We start from the raw sequence: 21,044 nt of genomic DNA, 5'->3' as shown, positions 1-21,044 counted from the left end.
CATTCCCGGCAGAGCCGGCCGCTGGCCGGCTTGCTGGCAACGTGACCTTCGATTGCCCCTCAATGCGAAGACACGTATACCGCATCGGCTGGCGGAGGTGGCAGCGCGAAACTGCGCCGCATCCGCGCGACCTCGGCCGCCGGCGGCAACGCGAACAGGCGCTTGAACTCACGGTTGAACTGCGACGGGCTGGCATACCCCACCGCCAGCGATGCCGCTTCGGCAGTCATCCCCTGCCGCAGCATCAGCAACCGTGCCTGGTGCAGGCGGGTCGACTTCACGTACTGCATCGGCGACGTGCCGGTAATCGCGCGGAAGTGGTCGTGGAAGGTCGCCACACTCATGCCCGCTTCGGTGGCCAGTTGCCCCACGTCCAGGGTGGTGGCATATCCGGCATGGATCGTCCGCAGCACTCTGCCGATGCTGCCGAAGCGCCCGCGCAGGGCCAGCGCCTCGCGCATTGCGCCGCCCTGTGCACCCGTCAGCACGCGGAAGTACACCTCACGCACCAACGCAGGGCCGAGCACGGCAGCCTCCAACGGTTCAGCCAGTGCCTCCAGCAGGCGCAGCACCGTGGCCTGCATCGGCGCCTGCATCGGGCTGGACATCATGCCCTGCGCCGGTGTCGCCGGGGTGCCCTCCTGTTCACCCAGTTCGATCAGCAGATCCGCCGCCAGCTGCAGATCCAGGTGCAGGTAGATCGCCAGCAGCGGCGCCTGGGCCGACGCATCGGTTTCCATCGTGAACGGCACCGGCACCGACACTGCCAGGTAGTGCTGGGCGTCGTACTGGTAGACCTGCCCGCCCAGATAGCCACGCTTCACCCCCTGGCAGACGATCACGATGCCGGGGTCGTACAACACCGGCGTGCGCGCCAGTGGCCGGTCCGATCGCAGCAACCGCACCCCCGGCAGGCGCGTGAGCGTGTAGCCCTCCTCCACCGCCAGCGTCTTCAGCAGGCCGACCATGCGCGCCTGCACCTGCCGTTGCAGGGAATCGACCACAGGCACAGGCACTCCAGAGGAATAGGCAAGAATGGCCGAATCCTAGGCCTGTGACCCCGGTCGTTCAAGAACTAACGTGCAAGCCCTGCCCACCACGAACGCCCCCTCATGCCCCCTTCCCGCTTCCTCCTCATCACCGGTGTCAGCAGTGGATTCGGCCGCGCCCTTGCCCAGCAGGCCCTGCTGGCCGGCCACCGCGTGGTCGGCACCGTGCGCAACGAAACCGACCGCCAGGTACTCGAAGCGCTCGCTCCCGGCCGCGCATTCGGTCGCCTGCTGGACGTAACCGATACCGCCGCCATCAATGCGCTCGTCGCCGATATCGAAACCAACATCGGAAGCATCGACGTGCTGGTCAACAACGCTGGCTACGGCCACGAAGGCATCCTCGAAGAATCCACGCTCGCCGAGCTGCGGCAGCAATTCGAGGTGAACGTATTCGCTCCAGCCGCGCTGATCAAGGCCGTGCTGCCGCACATGCGCGCCCGGCGCCGCGGCCATATCCTCAACATCACCTCCATGGGCGGTTTCATCACGATGCCGGGCATCGCGTGGTACTGCGGCAGCAAGTTCGCGCTGGAGGGCATCAGTGAAGTGCTTGGCAAGGAAGTCGCGCCGTTTGGTATCCACGTCACGGCCGTCGCGCCGGGTTCCTTCCGCACCGACTGGGCAGGCCGCTCGATGGTGCGGGCACCGCGCAGCATTGACGACTACGACGCATTGTTCGATCCCATCCGCAGCGCGCGTGAGGCGAAGAGTGGCCACCAGCCCGGTGATCCAGTGAAGGCTGCGCAGGCCATGCTGCAGGTCATCGACAGCGACGCTCCTCCCCGCCACTTGCTGCTGGGCAGTGATGCACTGCAGCTGGTGAGGGCAAAGCTGGCATCGATGGCCGGTAGCATCGACGCGTGGGAACAGCTGAGCCGTTCGACCGACGGCGTAGCGTGAGATCTTGAGGCCGCCGATGCCCTCACCGGCGGCCTCCCCCTGCCCGCTCAGTCTTCCTGCACCAGCTTGAACTCGCGTAGCAGGCCACCGATCTGGGTCTTGTCCAGCTTGTTCATCAGCAGATTGCGCAGGAACGCAGGCCCGGGAATATCCAGTTCCTTGCCATCGCGCAGGCGACCGGTGGCGGCCAGCAGCGAGCGCACGTCATACGTGGAATTGAACACCTCCGGCACGCCGCGCTCGATCCCCAGCAGGGTGTACACCGCTTCCATCGGCGTGCGCACTGAATATTCGGTGGTGAAGATGCAGTCGCGCTGCTTCGATTCGGCAAACTGGCCGATGAAGGCGAAGTTCACCGCACCGTCCGGCACCACGTCCGGGCGGTCACCGGCCTGGCGTGGCATGAAGAACGCCGTGATGTACGGCATCATCACCGGCACCGTCTTCGCACCGGTCGCGGCCAGCGCATCAATCTCTTCCACCGGCACGCCCAGGTGGTACAGCCACTCGCGGGTGATCTCCTCGCCGGTGCACTCCTGCATCGGCTTTTTCACGTAGTCGCCCGGCGTATCCACAAACAGCGAGTACACCCAGACCACGATCTGGTCCTTGGGCTGGTTCTTGAAATGCGGCTGGCGGTTCACCGTCCAGCTCATCAGCCAGCGCGAGTCGCGCATGCTGACGATGCCGCCGGTCACTACCTTGCCACTGAACGGGTCGCGCTTGGCGATCTTCTGGATGTAAGCCGGAATGCGCGCATCCAGCGTCGTCACTGTCGCCGATTCCCACTTGGTCTGCGGGATATGCGCGCCGAACACGTCCGGGCGACCGAACGCCGCATCCTTCGCGGCGATGCGACGCCACAGGTCCCAGGCCGGCGCCGGTCCTTCGTTCAAACGCGCCGCGGTGTAGTGATCGCCATTATCCGAGTTTTCGGTCAGCGAACCGATTGTCATGAAAACAAGATCATCCGCGCCCAGATCCACGCCATCGGCTACACCATCACGCATCCAGTGGATACGCGTGGCCTGCTTGCGGCCCGGCTGCAGATCGAAGTCGACGTCGGTCACCTCGGTGCCGTACTGGAACACCACGCCCTGCTCCTGCAACCACTTCACCAGCGGCAGCACCAGCGATTCATACTGGTTGTACCGGGTGAACTTCAACGCCGAGAAATCCGGCAGGCCGCCGATGTGGTGGATGAAGCGATGCAGGTACAGCTTCATCTCCAGCGCCGAATGCCATTCCTCGAACGCGAACATGGTGCGCCAGTACAGCCAGAAGTTGCTGTCCAGGAAGTCGCGGCCCAGCACCTCGTCGATCCGCTTGTTCTCCATCTCCTTCCGGGTGGCCAGGAACAGCGCGATGATGTCCTTCTGGGCCTGCTCGGTCAGCGTGAACAGGCCATCAGTGTGCGCATCTTCGCCGCGATTGATGGTGGCGCGCTGCAGCGAATAGTTCGGGTCGTCCTTGTTCAACCAGTAGAACTCGTCCAGCACGCTGGCATCCTCGATTTCCAGCGACGGAATCGAGCGGAACAGATCCCACAGGCACTCGAAGTGGTCTTCCATCTCGCGGCCGCCGCGGATCACGAAGCCCTTCTCCGGCACCTTCAGGCCATCCAGCGCGCCGCCGGGAATCTGCTGCTGTTCAAGGAGGGTGATGCGTTCACCGGCCATGCGCCCGTCGCGCACCAGGAACGCGGCGCCGGCCAGCGAGGCCAGGCCCGAGCCCACAAACCAGGCGCGCTTGCCATCCACACCGGCCGGCTTGCGCGGGCGCGCGAAAGCTTCGTAGTTGCCACTGCTGTAATACATGCGTTGCACCTTCCTGGAGGGGGTCATCAGGAACCGGCAGCGGAATGACACAGCCATCCGATGCAGGTCATGACCCTACTCTAGCGCCGATCCGATGTATCGTTTCCTGCACGCAGGCTGCGACGGAATGACGCAGCCGCGTCAGAGCGTCCTTCCCAGCAGCATGCCTGGCCAGCCGTCCACGTTGAACGGCGCGATGCGCGTATACCCGCAGGATTCATAGAAGCGCACCAGGTCGCCGCTGCCTCCGGCGTAGCAGTCCACACGCAGATGGTCGACACCGGCAGCGCGCGCCTGCTCGTCGGCAAACGCCATCAGTCGGCGGCCGATGCCACGCACGCGCACATCACGCGAGGCCACCAGAACCCGCACATACAGCTCCGGCCCGGTGGGCGCGGGCACATAGGGCATCGACTCGCCCAGTGCCAGGAACGCCCGCACGCCGCCCTGCTCGTTCTGCGCCACCCATGCGCCTGGCAGTGCACACGCCTCGGTGACCTGGGCAATCCGGCGCGGCATCGTCGACCACGGTTCGCTGCCCCATTGCTGCACATTGCCGATCGACACGAACCACTCGATCACCTCGTCAAAGAGCCCCAACACTGCGGGGGCATCGGCCGCGCTGGCGCGGCGGATGTTCAAGGCGTCCTTTCCGGTTTCAGTCATGCGTTCCGCTCCTGTCATACCACGCTCCCCAACCCTGGAAGACAGGGGGAGCGTCGGCCGGTTCAACCAGTCTAGCGCATGCCCCAGCGTGGCCACCTGTACCGGACCAAAGCAGTCGGCAGTCCATGTGACTTCCAGCGCGCCGCCAGGAATCTGCTGCTGTTCCCAGTGTCGCAGGTGCGTACAGACTCGATGCTTCATCAACCGCGTGGAGCATCCCCTCCGGTAATGAACCAGCGCTGGAACCCCTCGATCGCATCCGGCATCAGGGCGCGGGCGCGTTCACGCACCAGCACTTCGGCGTCGCGCATCGCGCTGATCGCATCCGGCCGCGCGCACAACGCCATCGCCACATCCGACGCGTCCAGCATCGCCAGGTTCACGCCCACGCCCACCGGAGGCATCAGATGCGCCGCATCGCCGATCAAGGTCACGCCATCGCGGGGGGTCCAGCAAAAATCCGCTGGCAGGCTGTAGATCGGCCGCCGCACGAAGTCCGTGCAGGCCTCCAGCAGGCGCCGAAGGTTCGTGGCCCACCCGGTATAGCAGCCTGTCACCAGCGTCCGTATGCCGTGCTGCGCGATCTGCGCATCAAGCCACTCGGAAGAGCGCTTCAGCGCTGCATACACGCAGAGTCGATCGCGGCTGTTGCGTTGCACGAACAGGGCCTCCTCGCCGCCAAAGCAGAACAGGCTGCCCTGCCCGACCATCGCGGCGATGTCCGCAGCAGGCTGTGCAATCCAACCTTCGAAGAAGGTAATGCCGGTGGGCAGCGGCTGGCACGTACTCAAGGCCGCGCGCACTTTCGACCACGCACCATCGGCACCGATCACGATGTCCGCCTCGCGCTGCACGCCGTTGGCGAATCGCAGGCCGTGGCCGTTCGCCTGTGCAGATACCAGCGCGGTCAGGCTGTGGCCCCACTGCACCGTGTCCGCCGGCAGCGCGTCCAGCAGCAGCTGGCGCAGGTCGCCGCGGTCGATCTCCGGCTTGTCCTTGCTCCCTTCCGGACCGAACCCGCCGGTGGTGATCTCCCCGGACCACGGGTCGCCCATCCGCGCCTCCTGCCCCTCATGCCGTGCGACCGCACGGAAGGCCTCCAGCAGGCCCGCGCGCTGCAGCGCCACCTGCCCGGAATCGTCGTGCAGATCCAGCGTGCCGCCCTGTGTGCGCTGCTGCCCGGATGCTTCGCCCTCGTACACGCTCACGCGGTGACCGCCGCGATGCAGGATGAGCGCAGCGGTGAGGCCAGCGGGGCCTGCGCCGATGACGGCAATACGGGGAGGGTGCTGCATGGCGCGATCCAGGTTAGTTGATACGTCAACCGTATGCCGCAAGGGTTGACATGTCAACCATTGCCCGGCAACGTTCGGCCATGACCTCCCCCAGCATCACACCCGACGAATGGGCCACCTGGCGCGGCTTCCGGCGCATGGCAGAAATCACCTCCGGCCGCATCGTCCAGGACATCACCCGTAGTACCGGGCTCTCAAGGGCCGACTTCATCGTGCTGATGGAGCTGAACCAGTCCAAGGATCGCTGCCGCCGCCAGCGCGAACTGCTGGACTACCTGGAATGGGACAAGACGCGCCTCTCGCACCAGCTGACCCGCATGGCGGGCCGTGGCCTGATCGAACGCGATACCGACAGCGAAAACGTCGTAGTGATCCGCATGACCACAGAAGGTCACGCGCAGCTGCGCGCGGCACGGCCGGTACACGCCGCCGGTGTCCGCCGGTATTTTCTCGACCATCTCTCCGCGGATGATCGTGCCGCACTGCAGCGGATCACCGACAAACTGCATGCCGCCCTGCAGGACGGCGAGAACTGAAGCATCGCCCCCGGTAGTGCCGACCGCTGGCCGGCAACTGCACGCACCCAACGCCACCGGGATGCCGGCCAGCGGCCGGCACTACACGCGAGGGCGTTCGTGGCGGGTTTGACATGCAGGCATTTACCTGCATATAGTCCACTCGAGGGCGGCGCCTGCCAGCCCATCGCGAGGAACCTGCAATGGTGGATATCGCACACAGGGTCGGCATCAAGGCCCCCGCAAGCCAGGTGTACCAGGCGCTGGCCACCCCCGAAGGCGTGGCCGCCTGGTGGGCCGAAGACGCGCACGGCGACCGCGAAGCCGGCGGCACGGTCAAGGTCCGTTTCACCAACAACGGCCAGGAAATCGGCGCCATGGAGATGAAGCTTGAGCAGCTTGTTCCAGGCGAGCTCGTGCTGTGGCGGTTCCTCGCCGGCCCCGCCGAATGGATCGGCACCCACGCGCGCTTCGCGCTGAAGCAGGAAGGCGACTACTGCATCGTGCTGTTCACGCACGAAGGCTGGAAGGAGCGCGTCGAGTTCACCTCCCACTGCAGCACCAAGTGGGCGGTGTTCCTGATGAGCCTGAAGGCACTGCTGGAGACCGGCAAGGGCCAGCCCAACCCCCACGACGTCAGGATCGACAACTGGAATTGAAAACCTCCCCATGGCGGTAGACCACGTGCGCGATGCAGACAAGGTGTTCAAGGCACTGGCCGATCCCACGCGCCGCACGCTGCTGGATCTGCTCTGCGAAGACAACGGCCAGAGCCTGGGCCAGCTGTGCGAGCACCTGGACATGGCCCGGCAATCGGTCACCCAGCACCTGGGCCTGCTGGAAGACGCCAACCTGATCAGCACCGTGCGCCGTGGCCGCGAGAAGCTGCACTTCATCAACCCGGTGCCGCTGCATGAAGTCTACGAACGCTGGGTACGCAAGTTCGAGCAGCAGCGCCTGAGCCTGCTGCATGACCTGAAACGCGAACTGGAAGGAGAATGACGATGTCCGCAGAGTCAACCCGCTTCATCCACGTGATCTATATCGCGTCCACGCCACAGAAGGTGTTCGAGGCCATCACCCGCCCCGAGATCGCCAGCCGCTACTGGGGCCACGAGAACGTCTCGGACTGGAAACCGGGCTCGCGCTGGCAGCACGTGCGCGCCAACGAAACGCGCTCGGTCGAGCTGGTCGGCGAAGTGGTGGAAAGCACCCCGCCCTCGCGCCTGGTCATCACCTGGGCCGCCGCCTCGCAGGCCGACAACCCGGACGCCTACAGCCGGGTGACCTTCGACATCGTGCCCTACCAGGACATGGTGCGGCTGACGGTTACCCATGAGGAACTGGAACCCGGCAGCGGCATGGATACCGGCATCCGCCAGGGCTGGCCGATCGTGCTGTCCAGCCTGAAGTCGCTGCTGGAGACCGGCAAGGGGCTGGATGTGTTTGCGAAGCCGAACTGAGTCGTGCCGCAATCGGCGGCGGAGCGCCACCCGCCGCCAGCGCTCCCTGGCCGGTCAATCGCTCAATCTGCGCGAACGCCCATAACTGCCACGCACATCCTGCTTGATCCAATCGGCCAGCAGGCGCAGGTAGCCGTCGGTGATCCGCGTCGACACGCGGTTGCCCTCGGCATCGGTGCGGAACTCGACCATGCCGTGGTCGGTATCCGGGAACAGGTAGGTGTTGATCGGTTGCCCCGACGCGCGCAGGCGCGACAGGATCGAACGCGTGGCGGCAATCGGCGCGGCGCGGTCCTGCTCGGCCAGCACCCACAGCAACGGCACCTTCAGGCGGCGCAGCGCGGCCTCGGCGTCGTAGTCCCAGATCAGTTCCAGGTTGTCGAATCGCGCGCGACCGATCCGGCGCAGGTCGGCATCACTCATGCGCAGCATGTCGCCGCTGCACTCGCCGTTGATCGTCTTTGCCCACGGCGCGGCACCGATCTGGCTACGCACCCTGGCCAGCGTTTCGAACCCTTCAGTGAAATGCGTGCGCATCAACTGCGCGGTTGCGTCTGAAAGCTGCCCGACCTGCGCCAACGCGGCCGCATCCAGCTGCATGCGCCGTGCCTCGTCGAACAACTGCTCGCGGTCCTCCTCGATGGGCGACACCACCAGCCCGAAACCGATCGCCACAAAATCCGCCTGCGAGCGGGTCGCCGCCAGCGGCGCGATCCAGCCGCCCTGGCTGCCACCGAAGTAGCCGGCGCGGCCGAACCGACCTCTCGCCAGTTCGCGCGCCTTGGCAAGCGCCGCCGCCGCGTCGTCGGCCAGCAGCTCGAAGTTCTGTGTGTACTCGCCTTCCGAATCGCCGGTGCCACGCTTCTGGTAAGCGAACACCGAAATACCCTGCGCCACCAGCATGCGCTGGTAGATCGCCGCCACTGCCATCGTGCGTTCCGAGCCGTGCACCAGCACCACCAACGGCCGCTTGGGGTCGGCCGGGCCGGCCGGTTCGATCAACTGCCCGACCAGCTTGGTTCCCGCACTGATGAAAGTTGCATCGGTATCACGGGTCGGCAGGCGCTGCCAGCGCTGCGTGGCCCCAGCAGACGACCTGAAGCTGACCACGTCGCCGTTGCAGCTCACCGGTGCGTTGGCATCGCCGGTGGCGCCACGTCGCCCGTCCAGCATCAGATAACGCTGCCCCGTGGCCGGCGCGGCAGCGGGTGCGCCCAGCACCACGATGCTGCCTTGGCCGTCACCGTAGGCACTGACCGTGCACAGCTCGGCGGCTGCAACCGGCAGGCCCGAACACGCCAGCACCGCGCTCAACAACGAACGACTCTTCCACCCTTCCATGCCCGTCCCCGGTATCGTGAACCCGCCTCGTGCGGGCGCCCGGCGCAGCCTAGCGCGTTCGTTCGCCAGATTCATGCTGCATCTGCTTACTGTCGGCCTCTCCCATGGCCATACTGGGCGGACGATACGAACTTCAGAGCGCACGATGCACACACATGTAGAACAGATCGGCAGCACCCGCGTCCTGCGCAGCGCCGATACAGGCCCGCTGCTGGATGGCAACGCCTTGCGCGACCTGGTCGGCGATGCCCTTGGGCACCAGGCCGAGTGGATCGCCGTGCCGGTGCAGCGCCTTTCGGCAGACTTCTTCGAGCTGCGCTCCGGCATGGCCGGGCAATGGCTGCAGATGCTGGTGAACTACCGCCTGCACTTCGCCGTCCTGGGCGATGTCAGCGGCTACCGCGCACAGAGCGAATCGCTGGACGCGTGGATCACCGAATGCAACCGCGGCCGCGACGGCTGCTTCGTGGCCGACTGGGGCGCCCTGCTGGCGCGCCTTTCGGCCCCCGCCAGCGCCGGCTGAACGCCGCCCCCACGCTCACCCTCGCCGAACCGGGTTCCGACCGGGCTCCGACGCCGCGCGCCACAGCATCACCCGCGGGCTCCCCAGGCGACGTTCGATGCGCGCTTCAGACGCAGATTCCCTGCACAGCAAAGTGGCGGCGGTCACCCTCGGTTTCTGGGTGATGAAGATCGCCGCCACCACCCTCGGCGAGACTGCGGGCGATCTGCTGTCGATGACGCTCAATCTGGGCTACGTGGCCAGCTCGGCCATCCTGCTGGCGATCTTTGCCGGCCTGCTGGGCATGCAGTTGTCGGCGCGGCGCTTCCACCCGGTGCTGTTCTGGTCGGTGGTGCTGGCCACCAGCACCGCCGGCACCACCCTGTCCGACCTGATCGACCGCACGCTCGGCCTGGGCTACGCCACCGGCGCCAGTCTGCTGGCCGGCTGCCTGGCGCTGGTGCTGCTGGCTTGGCGGGTGTCGGAAAAGTCGATCTCGGTCAGCAACATCGCATCGCGCCGTGCCGAAGGCTTCTACTGGACCGCCGTGCTGTTCTCCAACACGCTCGGCACCGCGCTGGGTGATTTCCTCGCCGACGATTCCGGACTGGGCTTCACCGGCGGCGCACTGCTGATCGGCAGCCTCATCGCGCTCACCGCACTGGCCAGCCGCATCAAGGGCATCAACCGGGTCATCCTGTTCTGGATCGCCTTCGTGCTCACCCGCCCGTTCGGCGCCACCTTCGGCGATCTGCTCACCAAGCCGCTGGAAAAGGGCGGCCTGGGCTTCGGCACGGTGGGCTCGTCGCTGGTGCTGTTCACCCTCCTCGCCACGCTGGTGGCGCTGCCGATGCTGCAGCGAAAGGCGCAGCCAGCCAGCTAGCGCGCCGTCCAGCCCCCATCCACCGGCAGCGCCGTGCCGGTAATCTGCGCCGCTGCGTCCGAGGCCAGGAACACCACCATTTGTCCCAGCTGCTCAGGCGTCACGAACTGCAACGACGGCTGCTTTTCAGCCAGCAGCGCACGCGCGGCGGTCTCCTGATCCGTGCCTTCGCGCTCGGCCAACGCGGTGATCTGCTGCTCGACCAGCGCCGTTCGCACCCAGCCTGGGCAGATCGCGTTTGCGGTGATGCCGGTCCCCGCATTCTCAAGCGCGGTCACCTTGGTGAACCCCACCACGCCATGCTTGGCCGCCACATAGGCGGACTTGTTCACCGAGCCCACCAGGCCGTGAACCGACGCGATGTTGATGATGCGGCCGGCGCCCTGCTGCTTCATGTGCGGCAAGGCCGCCGCCGTTGCATGGAACACCGCCGACAGGTTCAGCGCCAGGATCGCATCCCACTTCTCAACAGGAAACTCCTCGATCGATGCGGTGTGCTGGATGCCAGCATTGTTCACCAGAATGTCGATGCGCCCCATCGTCGCGACGGCGTGGTCGATCATCCCTCGCACTGCCTCGCCCTTGGACAGGTCGGCACCGTCATGCACCACCCGTACGCCGAACTCGGCTTCCAGGCGGGCACGGGCGCGTTCGATCGCCGCCGCATCGCCGAAGCCGTTCAGCACGATGTCCGCGCCTTGCCGGGCCAGCGCGGTCGCAATGCCAAGACCGATACCGCTGGTGGAGCCGGTGACCACCGCAACCTTGCCACTGAACATGGGTGAGCTTCCATCGGGGGTAGGACGCCAGTGTAGCGTTATCGGCCTCCGCACCCTCCTCCTATGTGCCCACGTCCAACGAGTACGCCAGCAGGAACTCCCTGGCGTACTCATTCCCAGCCTGCGCCGAAGCGCGGATCAGGTACACCGCACGTGGCACGTCGCTGGGGACACCCTTGCCATGGAACAGCGCCAGGCCAAACTCGTAGATGGCCGACGGATAGCCGGCCTCCGATGCCCGCTCAAAATGCGCGGCCGCCCGCATGACGTCCTGCTCGACGCGGTCACCGGTCAGCAGGCACAGCCCTACCGCATGGATCGCCGGCATATAGCCCTTCTCTGCGGCCTGCTTGAGGGTCGCGAAGCTGTCCGCCTCGGCCTGTGCGTGGTCCTCCCCCACAGGCATCGAAGAAGAGAGGAACAACGCTTCAGCACAGCCGCGTGCAAGCTGCGGGGCCAACAGCCGTCGCGCCTCGGCAATGTCACCACGGTCGAGCACCGCATCGAAGTCGGTCGTGAGTTGGGTTGGCATGTTCGTCATGGCACAGGCTTCCTTCCTGTTTGCGGGCATCCGTTCGCCCGGCTGACAGTATGCCTGCACCAGGCCAGGGCATTGCGCCAGCCCCACAAGACCGGGTGACCAGAAGACTCTCCGCGTCCATCGATGTTGGCCCTATAGTCAACGCCATCCACCCAAGGATGGCCCGATGAACCCCTGCAACGCCCTACTGCCTGCCGCCCTGATCGCGCTGCTCGCACCCGCTACCAGCGTGGCCGCACCGGCCGCACAACCGGCCACACCGCTCACTACCGGCAGCGTGCGGCTGGATATTGCCAGCGGCCGTGTCGAGGGCGATGTCTGCATGTCCAACCTCCCAGCCGAATCAAGGGGCGCGTTCGTACTCAACGCCGGCCTGAACGTCGCACGGGTCACAGATGGCGAGGGTAAACCGGTCGGGTTCGATGGCTGGTACGACCCGGGCGTGGATGGCGAGGCGCGCGTCTACACCCTGGCCGAGCCCACCGCCACGCTCTGCGTGCAGTACGTGGGCGCGTTCCCGCTGTACCCGAAGCACGATGCCCTGGGCGACTTCAAGGGCATGATGGCCTTCAACGGCGACAGCGCCCGCTTCACCGAACAGTCCGCATGGCTGCCGCAGGCATTCGATCCCAAGGCCCGCGTGCGCAGCAACGAAAGCCGCTACGACCTGCAGATGGACTGCGCCGGCTGCCGCTTCCTGTATCTCAACGGCAGCCCGGCCATCGAAGGCGCGCAGGGGCGATTCCGCAGCGACAACGCACGGCCGATCCTGTTGTTCGGCGGCAGCGGCCCGATCACCCGCACCGCGCAGGTCACGATCCTCAACGAGACCCTGCCCACGGCCAAGGTCGATGCACTGTCCAGCACGGTGCAGAAGGTAGCCGACGTGCACAGCCGCTACATGGGCATGCCGCTGGCCGACCGCCCCACCTTCCTGCGCATGGTCACGCTCAACCAGATCGAGCGCGATCGCGAAGGCAGCGAATGGGGCTTTGCCACCTGGCCCACCATCGCCATGAGCGGCAGCATCAGCAACGTGGCCGACTCCCTGCTGACTGGTGTCGAACATGCCGAACGGCGCGTGCAGTACATCGCACACGAAATGGGCCATTACTATTTCGGCACACTGAACCATCCGCAGGGGCCGTATTTCTGGGTGCTGCTGGAGTCCAGCGCCGAGTTCCTGTCGATCAAGGCGCTGCGCGAGATCAGTGGCGATACCGCGGCCGATCGCTATATTGCGCGACTGCAATCGGCCATCGACACGCAGGACAAGCCGCTGCCAGCATTCGATGCCATCGACAGCAACTCCGATCTGGGCGAGATGTATCGCTACGTCCATGCCCCCTTGCTGTTGCTCTCGCTGGAGAAACAGGTGGGCGAAGCGAAGATGCAGGCCTTCATGCGCGGGCTGCTGGCCGCGCCGTCGCCGAGGAACTGGGCCGAGCTGCAGACCATCGCACTGAAGGCCGGCATCGACGCCAAGGCCTGGGAGCGTTGGCGGGCCAGCTGTGTGGCAGGTGGCACACCGAGGTGCCGGTAGATCCACGCCACGCGTGGATTCACTCCCTCAACGCCCGCACAACTGAATTGCCCACCACCGTGTCCAAGGCAACTCGCCCCCTGTCCCCTCCATTTGCCAATCAGCGCCGCTGATGTCCCCGCGCAATCAGAAGAACAGACCCGCCTGATCCACAGTCGCCAGTGGATTGGCCTTCCGCACCGCCTCCAGGAACAGCAGGAAATCGCGATTGAACAGCGTCAGGTTGTTGGTGAACGTCACGCACTTTCTGCCCGATGCTTTGCTGAAGCACACCTGCCAGACATAACGTCCGTAGATCTTGTCGGAGGTGCGAGTGACTGAGTTGATCTGCGAAAGCGGAACCGCCGTGGGCACCGGCCCACGCCGCAGGTAGAAGGACGCCGCATCAAAGAAGTAGTGCTCCCGATCCTCTTTTCCATCCACCATCACCAAGGTCATGGACCTGCCGGAAATCCGGCGCGGGGCATGCAAATGCAGCCCCGATTTCACGGACGAGCGAGCAGTTGCTGACATTCGCCGAAGGGTGAACCAGAGGATCACCAACGGAAGGGCCGCGAGGACAATGAAACCTACGGTCTTCAAAACAGTTTCCATCGTGCTGGGCACACAGATCTCCAGGATGAACTTTCAGGCGATACCCAAGTAGATCCACGCCACGCGTGGATGACTCTCCCTCAACGCCTTTTCACTTCCAATGATCCGGCCCCAGGAACGGCAGGCTCAACACAAACACCGGAACCGCCACAGGAACCAGCGCCGCGCCCAGCACCTTGCCCGCCGCCGACCCCACACCCGGCTTGTCCTCCCTCTCCGGCAGGATCCGCTGCGCCCGCGCATTGATCGGCTGTGCCAGCTTCCCCTTCTCCGCCAGTGCCACAGCATCCGGCAACTGCACCTGCTCGCCGTCGCCCTCGAACAGCGCGCTGTAATAGCTGCCGCCCTTCCTTGAAAGATTGCAGGCGCGATCAAACGCCAGCGCGTAGCGGGTCCGGTCCATCGGCAGGTAGTAGCGCGCCCGCTCCTCCACGGCCTTGGCCTCACGCGGGGGGACCTCAATCCGCTCCAGCTTGAACTGCGCGGCCTGCTCCGCCGTCACCTGCTCCGGCCGCAGCAGCAGCGCATAGCTGCCGTGCACCTTGGACTTGTTGGCCGGGTCGCGCCAATCCTCATGGAAGTACATCTGCGCGCAGGCCACCGCCTCGCGCAGCGGGCTGTCCATCAGCGCGCGGTACTCGCGGAACGGCGCGGCATTGAAGCGCATGGGCTCGTCATAGCGCGGCAACAGGTACAGCTGGCCGTCGTCGGCCACGAACGCACTGGTGATCTCGCGGCTTGAGGCGTGCTCCTCCGGGCCACTGGCACAGCCGGACAGCAGGCCAAGGCACAGGGCGGAGAGAATGAAGAAGGGCGTTCGCATGTCGTGTTGGTGGGCTTCCCTGGGAAAACGGCCCCGGCCGGAAGGACGAGGCCAGCCCATCATGGTGCCACGGCACCGCATGCGATGCAGAAACCGCCTTACCTCAACCGCTCCACCAACCGCTGCCCCACCTCCAGCGCCGAAGCCGGGTTCTGCCCGGTAATCAGCTCGCGGTCCACCACCACATGCCCCGTCCACGGCGTAGTGTTGCTGCTGAACCGCGCACCCGCCCGCTGCAACGCGGTCTGCGGGTAGAACTTCATCTCACCGCCGCCCAGCAACGGCTTGGCTTGCTCTTCTTCCTGGTTGCTGATCACCGTCATCTGGTAGCCGCTGTAGATCCACTTCGGCATGGCCGGCATCGCACCCGCTTCCAGCTTCGCCACGAACCCATCGGCATCCGGCAGCGTGGACAGCAGCGCGATCGGCCCGTGGCAGACCAGCGCGGTGGTCTTGTTGCGCTGATGGAAGTCGGCCAGCAACCGGCCCAGCGTGGGGCTCTTCAGCAGGTCCTGCATCGGCGCGTGGCCACCGGGAATGTAGACCGCATCAAACCGCGCGTAGCCCTGCTGCTCGACACGCGCCAGGCTCACCACTGGCGAGGCCGTCGGCGAGGTCAGCGCCAGCTTCTCCAGCAGGTCCTTGTGCAGCGTCAGCTGCGCGGCATCGTTGCCGAAGTACGCCGGCGTCACCGAGGACGCATCCACGGTGGGCGCCCGTCCCTGCGGTGTGGCGAAGGTCACCTCGTGGCCCGCGTCCAGCAGCAGCTTGACCGGCTGCATCAGCTCGTTGAGATAGAAGCCGGTAGACAGCACCTTGCCGTCCTTCAGGTCCAGGTGGTTTTCGTCGGACAGCACCACCAACACGTTGGCGGCCTGCGCGCCGGTTGCGGCCAGGGTCAGGGCCAGCGCAGCGGCCAGCCGGGTCATCAGATTCATGGGGAGCTCCTATCGGGGAATGGTGGCCACTTTATTCATCGCCCCAGCGGCGATAAATTGACCGCATCGCAAAACATCTGTTCCCCGGAGAGCCAAATGAGCCGCAAGTTCGACTACCTGGGCGATGTGGAAGTGTTCCTGGCGGTGGTCGAGCACGGCTCGTTCACGGCCGGCGCGGTGGCGCTGTCCACCACGCCCTCGGTGCTGAGCCGCGCGGTCACCCGCCTGGAAGCGCGGCTGGGCCGGCAGCTGCTGCAGCGGACCACCCGCCGCGTGGGCCTGACCGACGCCGGGCGGCTCTATCTGGAACAGGTGCGCACCGCCTTCGGCCTGCTGGACGACGCCGAGCGCGACGTACTGGCCCAGGACGGTGCGCTGGCCGGCCGCGTGCGCCTGAGCGTGCCCACCACCTATGGCCACTACCGGCTGCCGCCCGTGCTGGCGCGGTTTGCGCAGCAGTACCCGCAGGTGCAGGTGGAACTGAACATCACCAACCGCAACGTGGACCTGGTGGCCGAAGGCTTCGACCTGGCCATTCGCCTGGGCCAGCTGCCGGACAGCGGTCTGGTGGGGCGAAAGCTGGAAGACGCCCCGCTGCTGCTGGTGGCCGCGCCGGAGTACCTGCAGCGCTGTGGTACGCCGCAGACGCTGGACGATCTGCAGCAGCACCTGTGCCTGCCGTTTGTGATGCCGCGTACGGGACGGCTGGCGCCGTGGGTGTTCCGCGATGGTGGGCGGGATGTGGACTGGGTGCCGCGCTCGTCCATCGAGACTTCCGACGATGTGCTGGGCATGGTGTCGCTGGCCGAACAGGGCATTGGTATCTGCCAGAGCTATGAGTTCATCGTGCGCGAGCGGTTGCAGCGTGGGCAGCTGGTGGAGGTGCTGCCGCAGTTACGTGGGCGGTCGAGGCCGTTCTCGGTGATCTATGCGCCGCATCGGCGGCAGTCGGCGGCGGCGCGGGCGATGATTGAGTTGTTGGTGGGGAATGCGGCGGTGGCTGGGGAAGGTGTTGGTTGAGGCTGGGATGCTGGCTGGCGGTGTCGTGTTTGAACCGCTTTTCGGGGCGTGCGGCTGATTGGGCCCTGTTGCCTGCCGGGCATGACTAAGAACTGTTGTAAAGAAGGCCGTCGCGCTATGCGCTTGTGGCGCAGGCGATTGCGTCATTCCGAATCGCAATCAACAGAGCAGCTGCGCGAATGCGTCTGGCGGTGTCGCGTGCTGCACGAATGGTGCATGCCACAATAGTTCTTCGCTCTCGAACTCCGCGATTCCTTCGCGAATTTCTATTGGCATTCGAAGCGGCGGCGTAACCAACATGACGTGCCACCGACAACGGGTGGCTCCGGGTCTGCAAACCCGCGACGATTGTTGTGCCTGTTGTTTACGCTTGCCCGTCGGCACCGCCCTTAACCGGTGCCGGCGGGCAATCCGTCGGCCTGTATGGCGGGCGGTGCGTGGGGGTCTTCGGACCCACCGGTCATGGCACTACTTCGTCCCGGTTTGCAGCCACGCATCGTCCGCCACCCCGCTCACGCGGTGGCGCTGTTAAGCACAGCCAAGGAAACCGACGCCATGAACGATTCCGACATCCTCTCCGCCTACACCGTTGCTGAGCCCATCAACGACGACGCTTCCCTGCCCGACCTGAACTACCTGCTCGGCATCCTCAAGCGCATGCGTGGCTGCGAGGGTGCAGATGGGCATCCCTGGCCGGAAACCGATGTATCACCCGGCCGCCGCGTGAGCCTGGCCAGGAGCGAGCGCGCGATGGTCGGCGCGCTGACCGTGCTGGAGCTGTTGCACGCGGCGGACCGCTGTCGGGTGGCAGCGGACCCGGAGCGGCATTTGGATGAGGGGGTAGTTGATGGGTTGTTTCTGGCCTGCCGGGGGTTGGTTGAGTGGGCTTGCCATGAGGTAAGGCCGGGGTGATCTTCACTGATCACCCTAGGCCACATAGATATCGGATGCTGAGACCAGCACCGCTGCGCGAGGATGGCAAGGCAACAACTGCAGCGCCCGCAACATTCTTTTCAAATCTATCGCCAGGCACCTCTCGTCATTAGGGTGACTGGTCTTCCAAGAACTTCGCCAGGATTGCAGCTGACGGGTAGCTCGACATAGACGCGATGCCATTGGCGAGCTCAACGGGGAAAAGTGCCCCCTCAAATTTATGGCTGACTATCGATGGCAGAGTAGCCAAGATTCGCTTAAACCCGATCAAGTCCTGGGGGACCGGTCGGTCTCCAGCATCAATGTAGTCTCCCGTTGGAACATTCAGGACCATGGACATTCCCGGGTCCAACTTGACGAATAGCTTCTCCCCCCAATTTGTACGCTTACCATAGGGATTAGACAAATCTGGCGAGCGATAGACCTCGCGACGAACATAATTGTGATCCAACGCGGCATAGCTACCCCGCTCTCCCCGCTCGTGCGGAGCAGCGAAGTGCACGATTGACTGCAAGTGATCGACGAAGGCACCGCTCTTTTCCTGTCCGATGATGTGCACAGCCCTGCCTTGATTCACGGCGAAGGAAAGAAACTCGCGGATGTTGGGGACGAGCTTGGAATATTGGCTACGGAGCGATAATGGGCCGTCCTTTATAAATAGAGTCTCGCCGACCAACGACTTGTCGGTGTGTCCCCATGCGACCCGAATGGCGGTAAAAAGCATCAGATGCTCCATGACGAGCATGTAGGACGACGCGACCGAGTCTGGCGCACTGTCCTCATCCATGTCGAGATGGAAGCCAATCAGATCCGACACAAAGACGACCTGCTTGCAATGATCACAAGTACCTTCGTCGGCATCGTGAGGCAAGCCATCGATCAAGGTATGGCAATGCGGGCATTCGAAGGAAGGGGACGACGAAGTGCCATCGGACCACTTTTTGTAGACCAGCCACTTAAGAGTGTCGAAGAACGCACCACCCTGATCGATTTTGAACGAGTCTCGGACAATGTGACGGACAGCGTCGTAGTTGCTTCCCAGCGTGGTGCGCACGTTCTTGAGCGGAAACACAGTGGAATGATAGATCGCACTGCCCCTGAGAACATCCTGCAGCAGAAGCGGGTGCGGATTCTCCTTGTCGATCGCATCAATCTTGACTCGATCGACCAGCAAGAGCGCGGTCTTGACGAACGCGACTTCCTTGGGCGGCTTCCCTTCTGATCGCACCGCAACGAACGAGCCATCTACTGCCCAGACGCTCCGCAAGGGCAGTACACCCTGAGTGTCGATGGTCTGCCATAAAGTTCCAGAGTTATCCGTTGCTGGTGCTTTCGCTTGCTCGAAATCGCTGACCAGCTCCTTCACCCACGTGCTCTGAACCACCGATAGATGGCCCAACTTGGAGGCCGACTCGAAGGGCAACCTTGTCCCGCCACTGTAAGGCATGTCAGATCGCCTCGAACTTGTTTGCCTGCACAGGAATGACGAACCGGTGCGACATCGTCAACATGCGCATATACCCTGGGGTCTTGGACCTAAGAATATCCTGCTCGATGCCTTCAAAGGCGATCTGCACCCGACCCAACGCACGCGCCTCATCTTGACTGGAGAGATGGCCGACAAAGAAGTTCTCTGTCTGAGCCAACAGGTCCTTGTTGATCGTGGAGGGCGACTGGGTCGAATACACCATGCCAATGTGGAACTTCGCACCCTCCTTGGCAAAACGAGCGTAGACGCCTGTTAGGTCTCGCGCATCCGGAGGAAATAGGTTATGAGCCTCCTCGAAGTACAGCTGCACAAAATACCCACCCAAGGTATTGCTGACAAACTTGCGCTCTTGGTGCGCGAATACAGCCTTGGACAGCATGTCAGCAAAATAGCGCCGTATTTCATCTGTCGCATTGCCAAGGTCGAGGATAACCGTAAGCCCGTTATCCAGTAGGGCTAGGATCTCATTGATAAAGTCGCCAGCATGCGGCGAGTGAAAAGCCTTGTAGGCTCGCAGCATACCTGGACCTGTACGCCCCGCTGCAGGACTGAGAAAGTCCAGCAACGCAATGTCGTCTGGATCGAACGTGGCTTTCTTCGATTTCTTAGACGTAAGCACCGGATCGGACGGATTGTCACGGCGAAACTGAGCAATTACCTCAAGCTCTGTCTTGAGAAGGTCAATGGAATCGATCGATGAGGGAGGCGTTCCTGCACCAGTGGCCGAATAGGCTGCCGACCGGAGTTCCATGCTAAAATGCGGATCAAAGTGTTTGGCAACACGAGATATCAGTCCAAGTGCTCGTAGCCGCTTCTCGTCAATATCAAAGCCAGCCTTCCTCAGAATTGCCCAGAACATCTGGATTTTCCGGATCGGCCGAACCTTATCTTCTTCAGGGAGCGATTTGATCCCTTCAATGGAGGGCAGTGTCGCACTGGTAAAACTCTTAACGTAGTGCGCCGTATTGTTATCCTGCTCCAGCATCGAGCCAAGAATTTGGATAGCGGAGTCGGTCTGTTCGTAGAAATTCAGTCGCAACGGCTTGGATGGCGTCTCCGGGCGGGTAGTCAGAGCATAGACTTCACATCGATCCGCATTAGCCGAGCGAATGGATTTGTTCCCATCCTGAGGATTGTCGTTGGCATACTCCCCGTTCACATCGAAGATCAGCTGACCAACCGACTTATCTTCTGCCGTTGCATCAAGCATGCCCTTAGCAATGAGCTTGACCACATTGGATTTACCAAGCCGGGTCTTGCCGAACATCGCAGTCCGGCAGCCCTTGAAATCTCTCATCGAGATTGAAACAGGGATGCGGCTGGTGCTTGCGCTGGACAGGCCGCACTCCATTGTCCTTAGCGCGCCGATCTCGATCTGGCTCTCTGGCTTGACCATGCCATTGACAATCAGCTTCAACAGCGCATCGTCAGGAGAGAAAACCTTGTAGCGATGGGCGCTCACCACATTGTTCACATCACCCGAATAGGCTAGCCGCTGCATCGCAGCGGGATCGGCATAGAACATGCCCAACACGTCGCAGTCCAGCGCACCCCACTGCAATTCGCTTTGCGTCCACACGTCCAGTTCAGGCATAGACTTCTTGTGCAGTTCGAAATACGTCTGCTGAACCTGACTACTAAGGGGTGTGGGCGATACGCCCGTGACGCGAAGGAGGGTAAAATGCGCCGGTGCTGAGGTAGCATTCACCGGCGTCATGATCAGAAACGAACCTCGCGGAATGCCCCCGACCGCCAGCTTGTAAGGGTCGCTGGTGATGATCTTTGCGGAGTCAAAGCCCAATTCAAGTACGTACCCCACAAAGCGCATTTTGCTTACTAGCTTTGCAGCTTCATTATTTGCCTCGGCATCAAGAAAGCTTCGCAAAGCATCGATCGGATTGCCTTGCGTTGCCGAGGTCTGCATCAAGCTTCCAAGCGTGGACATGGCGA

Annotated in this window: 22 protein-coding genes; 10 read left to right on the top strand and 12 right to left on the bottom strand. The window is 63.8% G+C overall.

Annotated elements, in window-relative coordinates; translation table 11 throughout:
- Positions 1–59: 59 nt before the first annotated feature.
- On the bottom strand, positions 60–1,004 hold the full coding sequence (locus tag AC5P98_RS05745) for an AraC family transcriptional regulator (protein ID WP_080354527.1): 945 nt from the start codon (positions 1,002–1,004) through the stop codon (positions 60–62).
- Between the two features lie 108 nt (positions 1,005–1,112).
- On the opposite strand from AC5P98_RS05745, the gene AC5P98_RS05740 reads away from it, so the two are divergent.
- Positions 1,113–1,952 carry an oxidoreductase gene (locus AC5P98_RS05740; RefSeq protein WP_046430252.1) on the top strand — a complete coding sequence of 280 codons (840 nt, stop codon included), beginning with the start codon at positions 1,113–1,115 and terminating at the stop codon, positions 1,950–1,952.
- A gap of 47 nt (positions 1,953–1,999) precedes the next feature.
- On the opposite strand, the gene AC5P98_RS05735 is transcribed toward AC5P98_RS05740, so the two are convergent.
- The 3 genes from AC5P98_RS05735 to AC5P98_RS05725 all read right to left on the bottom strand — a co-directional run bounded on the left by AC5P98_RS05735 (position 2,000) and on the right by AC5P98_RS05725 (position 5,730).
- The gene (locus AC5P98_RS05735; protein ID WP_049406470.1) at positions 2,000–3,769 is read right to left on the bottom strand and encodes an oleate hydratase; all 1,770 of its coding nucleotides are present in this window, start codon (positions 3,767–3,769) and stop codon (positions 2,000–2,002) included.
- A gap of 141 nt (positions 3,770–3,910) precedes the next feature.
- A complete protein-coding gene (locus AC5P98_RS05730; RefSeq protein ID WP_049406472.1) occupies positions 3,911–4,435 on the bottom strand; it encodes a GNAT family N-acetyltransferase in 525 nt (174 codons plus the stop codon).
- A 200-nt stretch (positions 4,436–4,635) separates the two neighbouring features.
- Positions 4,636–5,730, bottom strand: a complete 1,095-nt coding sequence (locus AC5P98_RS05725) for an FAD-dependent oxidoreductase (RefSeq protein WP_049406473.1) — start codon at positions 5,728–5,730, stop codon at positions 4,636–4,638.
- A gap of 50 nt (positions 5,731–5,780) precedes the next feature.
- On the opposite strand from AC5P98_RS05725, the gene AC5P98_RS05720 reads away from it, so the two are divergent.
- From AC5P98_RS05720 to AC5P98_RS05705, 4 genes are all read left to right on the top strand, one after another.
- Positions 5,781–6,266, top strand: a complete 486-nt coding sequence (locus tag AC5P98_RS05720; protein WP_236636253.1) for a MarR family winged helix-turn-helix transcriptional regulator — start codon at positions 5,781–5,783, stop codon at positions 6,264–6,266.
- A gap of 182 nt (positions 6,267–6,448) precedes the next feature.
- Positions 6,449–6,904 (top strand): SRPBCC family protein, encoded by a 456-nt coding sequence (locus AC5P98_RS05715; protein ID WP_046430242.1) that lies wholly within the window; start codon positions 6,449–6,451, stop codon positions 6,902–6,904.
- A 10-nt stretch (positions 6,905–6,914) separates the two neighbouring features.
- The gene (locus tag AC5P98_RS05710; protein WP_049406476.1) at positions 6,915–7,247 is read left to right on the top strand and encodes an ArsR/SmtB family transcription factor; all 333 of its coding nucleotides are present in this window, start codon (positions 6,915–6,917) and stop codon (positions 7,245–7,247) included.
- 2 nt (positions 7,248–7,249) lie between these two features.
- Positions 7,250–7,708: an SRPBCC family protein gene (locus tag AC5P98_RS05705; protein ID WP_005409329.1), complete on the top strand. Its 459-nt coding sequence runs from the start codon at positions 7,250–7,252 to the stop codon at positions 7,706–7,708.
- A gap of 54 nt (positions 7,709–7,762) precedes the next feature.
- On the opposite strand, the gene AC5P98_RS05700 is transcribed toward AC5P98_RS05705, so the two are convergent.
- On the bottom strand, positions 7,763–9,049 hold the full coding sequence (locus tag AC5P98_RS05700) for an alpha/beta hydrolase family protein (protein ID WP_049406478.1): 1,287 nt from the start codon (positions 9,047–9,049) through the stop codon (positions 7,763–7,765).
- A gap of 145 nt (positions 9,050–9,194) precedes the next feature.
- Here AC5P98_RS05700 and AC5P98_RS05695 point away from each other — a divergent pair, with 145 nt between their 5' ends.
- The gene (locus AC5P98_RS05695; protein WP_032958117.1) at positions 9,195–9,572 is read left to right on the top strand and encodes a DUF4180 domain-containing protein; all 378 of its coding nucleotides are present in this window, start codon (positions 9,195–9,197) and stop codon (positions 9,570–9,572) included.
- Positions 9,573–9,669: 97 nt separating this feature from the next.
- On the top strand, positions 9,670–10,434 hold the full coding sequence (locus AC5P98_RS05690) for a COG4705 family protein (RefSeq protein WP_032958119.1): 765 nt from the start codon (positions 9,670–9,672) through the stop codon (positions 10,432–10,434).
- On the opposite strand, the gene AC5P98_RS05685 is transcribed toward AC5P98_RS05690, so the two are convergent.
- Both AC5P98_RS05685 and AC5P98_RS05680 read right to left on the bottom strand, forming a co-directional pair.
- Positions 10,431–11,213 (bottom strand): 3-hydroxybutyrate dehydrogenase, encoded by a 783-nt coding sequence (locus AC5P98_RS05685; protein ID WP_032958121.1) that lies wholly within the window; start codon positions 11,211–11,213, stop codon positions 10,431–10,433. The genes AC5P98_RS05690 and AC5P98_RS05685 overlap by 4 nt on opposite strands.
- Positions 11,214–11,274: 61 nt before the next feature.
- Positions 11,275–11,754, bottom strand: a complete 480-nt coding sequence (locus AC5P98_RS05680) for a tetratricopeptide repeat protein (protein WP_049406480.1) — start codon at positions 11,752–11,754, stop codon at positions 11,275–11,277.
- A 166-nt stretch (positions 11,755–11,920) separates the two neighbouring features.
- On the opposite strand from AC5P98_RS05680, the gene AC5P98_RS05675 reads away from it, so the two are divergent.
- A complete protein-coding gene (locus tag AC5P98_RS05675; RefSeq protein WP_049406482.1) occupies positions 11,921–13,297 on the top strand; it encodes a M1 aminopeptidase family protein in 1,377 nt (458 codons plus the stop codon).
- 126 nt (positions 13,298–13,423) lie between these two features.
- On the opposite strand, the gene AC5P98_RS05670 is transcribed toward AC5P98_RS05675, so the two are convergent.
- The 3 genes from AC5P98_RS05670 to AC5P98_RS05660 all read right to left on the bottom strand — a co-directional run bounded on the left by AC5P98_RS05670 (position 13,424) and on the right by AC5P98_RS05660 (position 15,652).
- Complete coding sequence (locus AC5P98_RS05670; protein WP_234413145.1) at positions 13,424–13,903, bottom strand: hypothetical protein; 480 nt, start codon at positions 13,901–13,903, stop codon at positions 13,424–13,426.
- A gap of 79 nt (positions 13,904–13,982) precedes the next feature.
- A complete protein-coding gene (locus tag AC5P98_RS05665) occupies positions 13,983–14,714 on the bottom strand; it encodes a hypothetical protein (RefSeq protein ID WP_049406486.1) in 732 nt (243 codons plus the stop codon).
- Between the two features lie 98 nt (positions 14,715–14,812).
- Positions 14,813–15,652 (bottom strand): type 1 glutamine amidotransferase domain-containing protein, encoded by an 840-nt coding sequence (locus AC5P98_RS05660; protein WP_495229900.1) that lies wholly within the window; start codon positions 15,650–15,652, stop codon positions 14,813–14,815.
- A 96-nt stretch (positions 15,653–15,748) separates the two neighbouring features.
- On the opposite strand from AC5P98_RS05660, the gene AC5P98_RS05655 reads away from it, so the two are divergent.
- Both AC5P98_RS05655 and AC5P98_RS05650 read left to right on the top strand, forming a co-directional pair.
- Positions 15,749–16,672 carry a LysR family transcriptional regulator gene (locus tag AC5P98_RS05655; RefSeq protein ID WP_099475768.1) on the top strand — a complete coding sequence of 308 codons (924 nt, stop codon included), beginning with the start codon at positions 15,749–15,751 and terminating at the stop codon, positions 16,670–16,672.
- Between the two features lie 555 nt (positions 16,673–17,227).
- A complete protein-coding gene (locus tag AC5P98_RS05650; protein ID WP_049404103.1) occupies positions 17,228–17,584 on the top strand; it encodes a hypothetical protein in 357 nt (118 codons plus the stop codon).
- Positions 17,585–17,714: 130 nt separating this feature from the next.
- Here AC5P98_RS05650 and AC5P98_RS05645 read toward each other — a convergent pair whose 3' ends face one another.
- Together AC5P98_RS05645 and AC5P98_RS05640 are read right to left on the bottom strand one after the other, a co-directional pair.
- Positions 17,715–18,971, bottom strand: coding sequence for a hypothetical protein (locus tag AC5P98_RS05645; RefSeq protein ID WP_234413142.1), 1,257 nt, complete (start codon positions 18,969–18,971; stop codon positions 17,715–17,717).
- 82 nt (positions 18,972–19,053) lie between these two features.
- Positions 19,054–21,039, bottom strand: a complete 1,986-nt coding sequence (locus AC5P98_RS05640; protein WP_049404099.1) for an ATP-binding protein — start codon at positions 21,037–21,039, stop codon at positions 19,054–19,056.
- Between the last annotated feature and the right edge of the window lie 5 nt (positions 21,040–21,044).

This window comes from Stenotrophomonas sp. YJH_SMC_135, assembly GCF_059372355.1.
The sequence above is the reverse complement of the archived record's forward strand: the minus strand, read 5'-3'. Positions and strand labels throughout refer to the sequence as shown.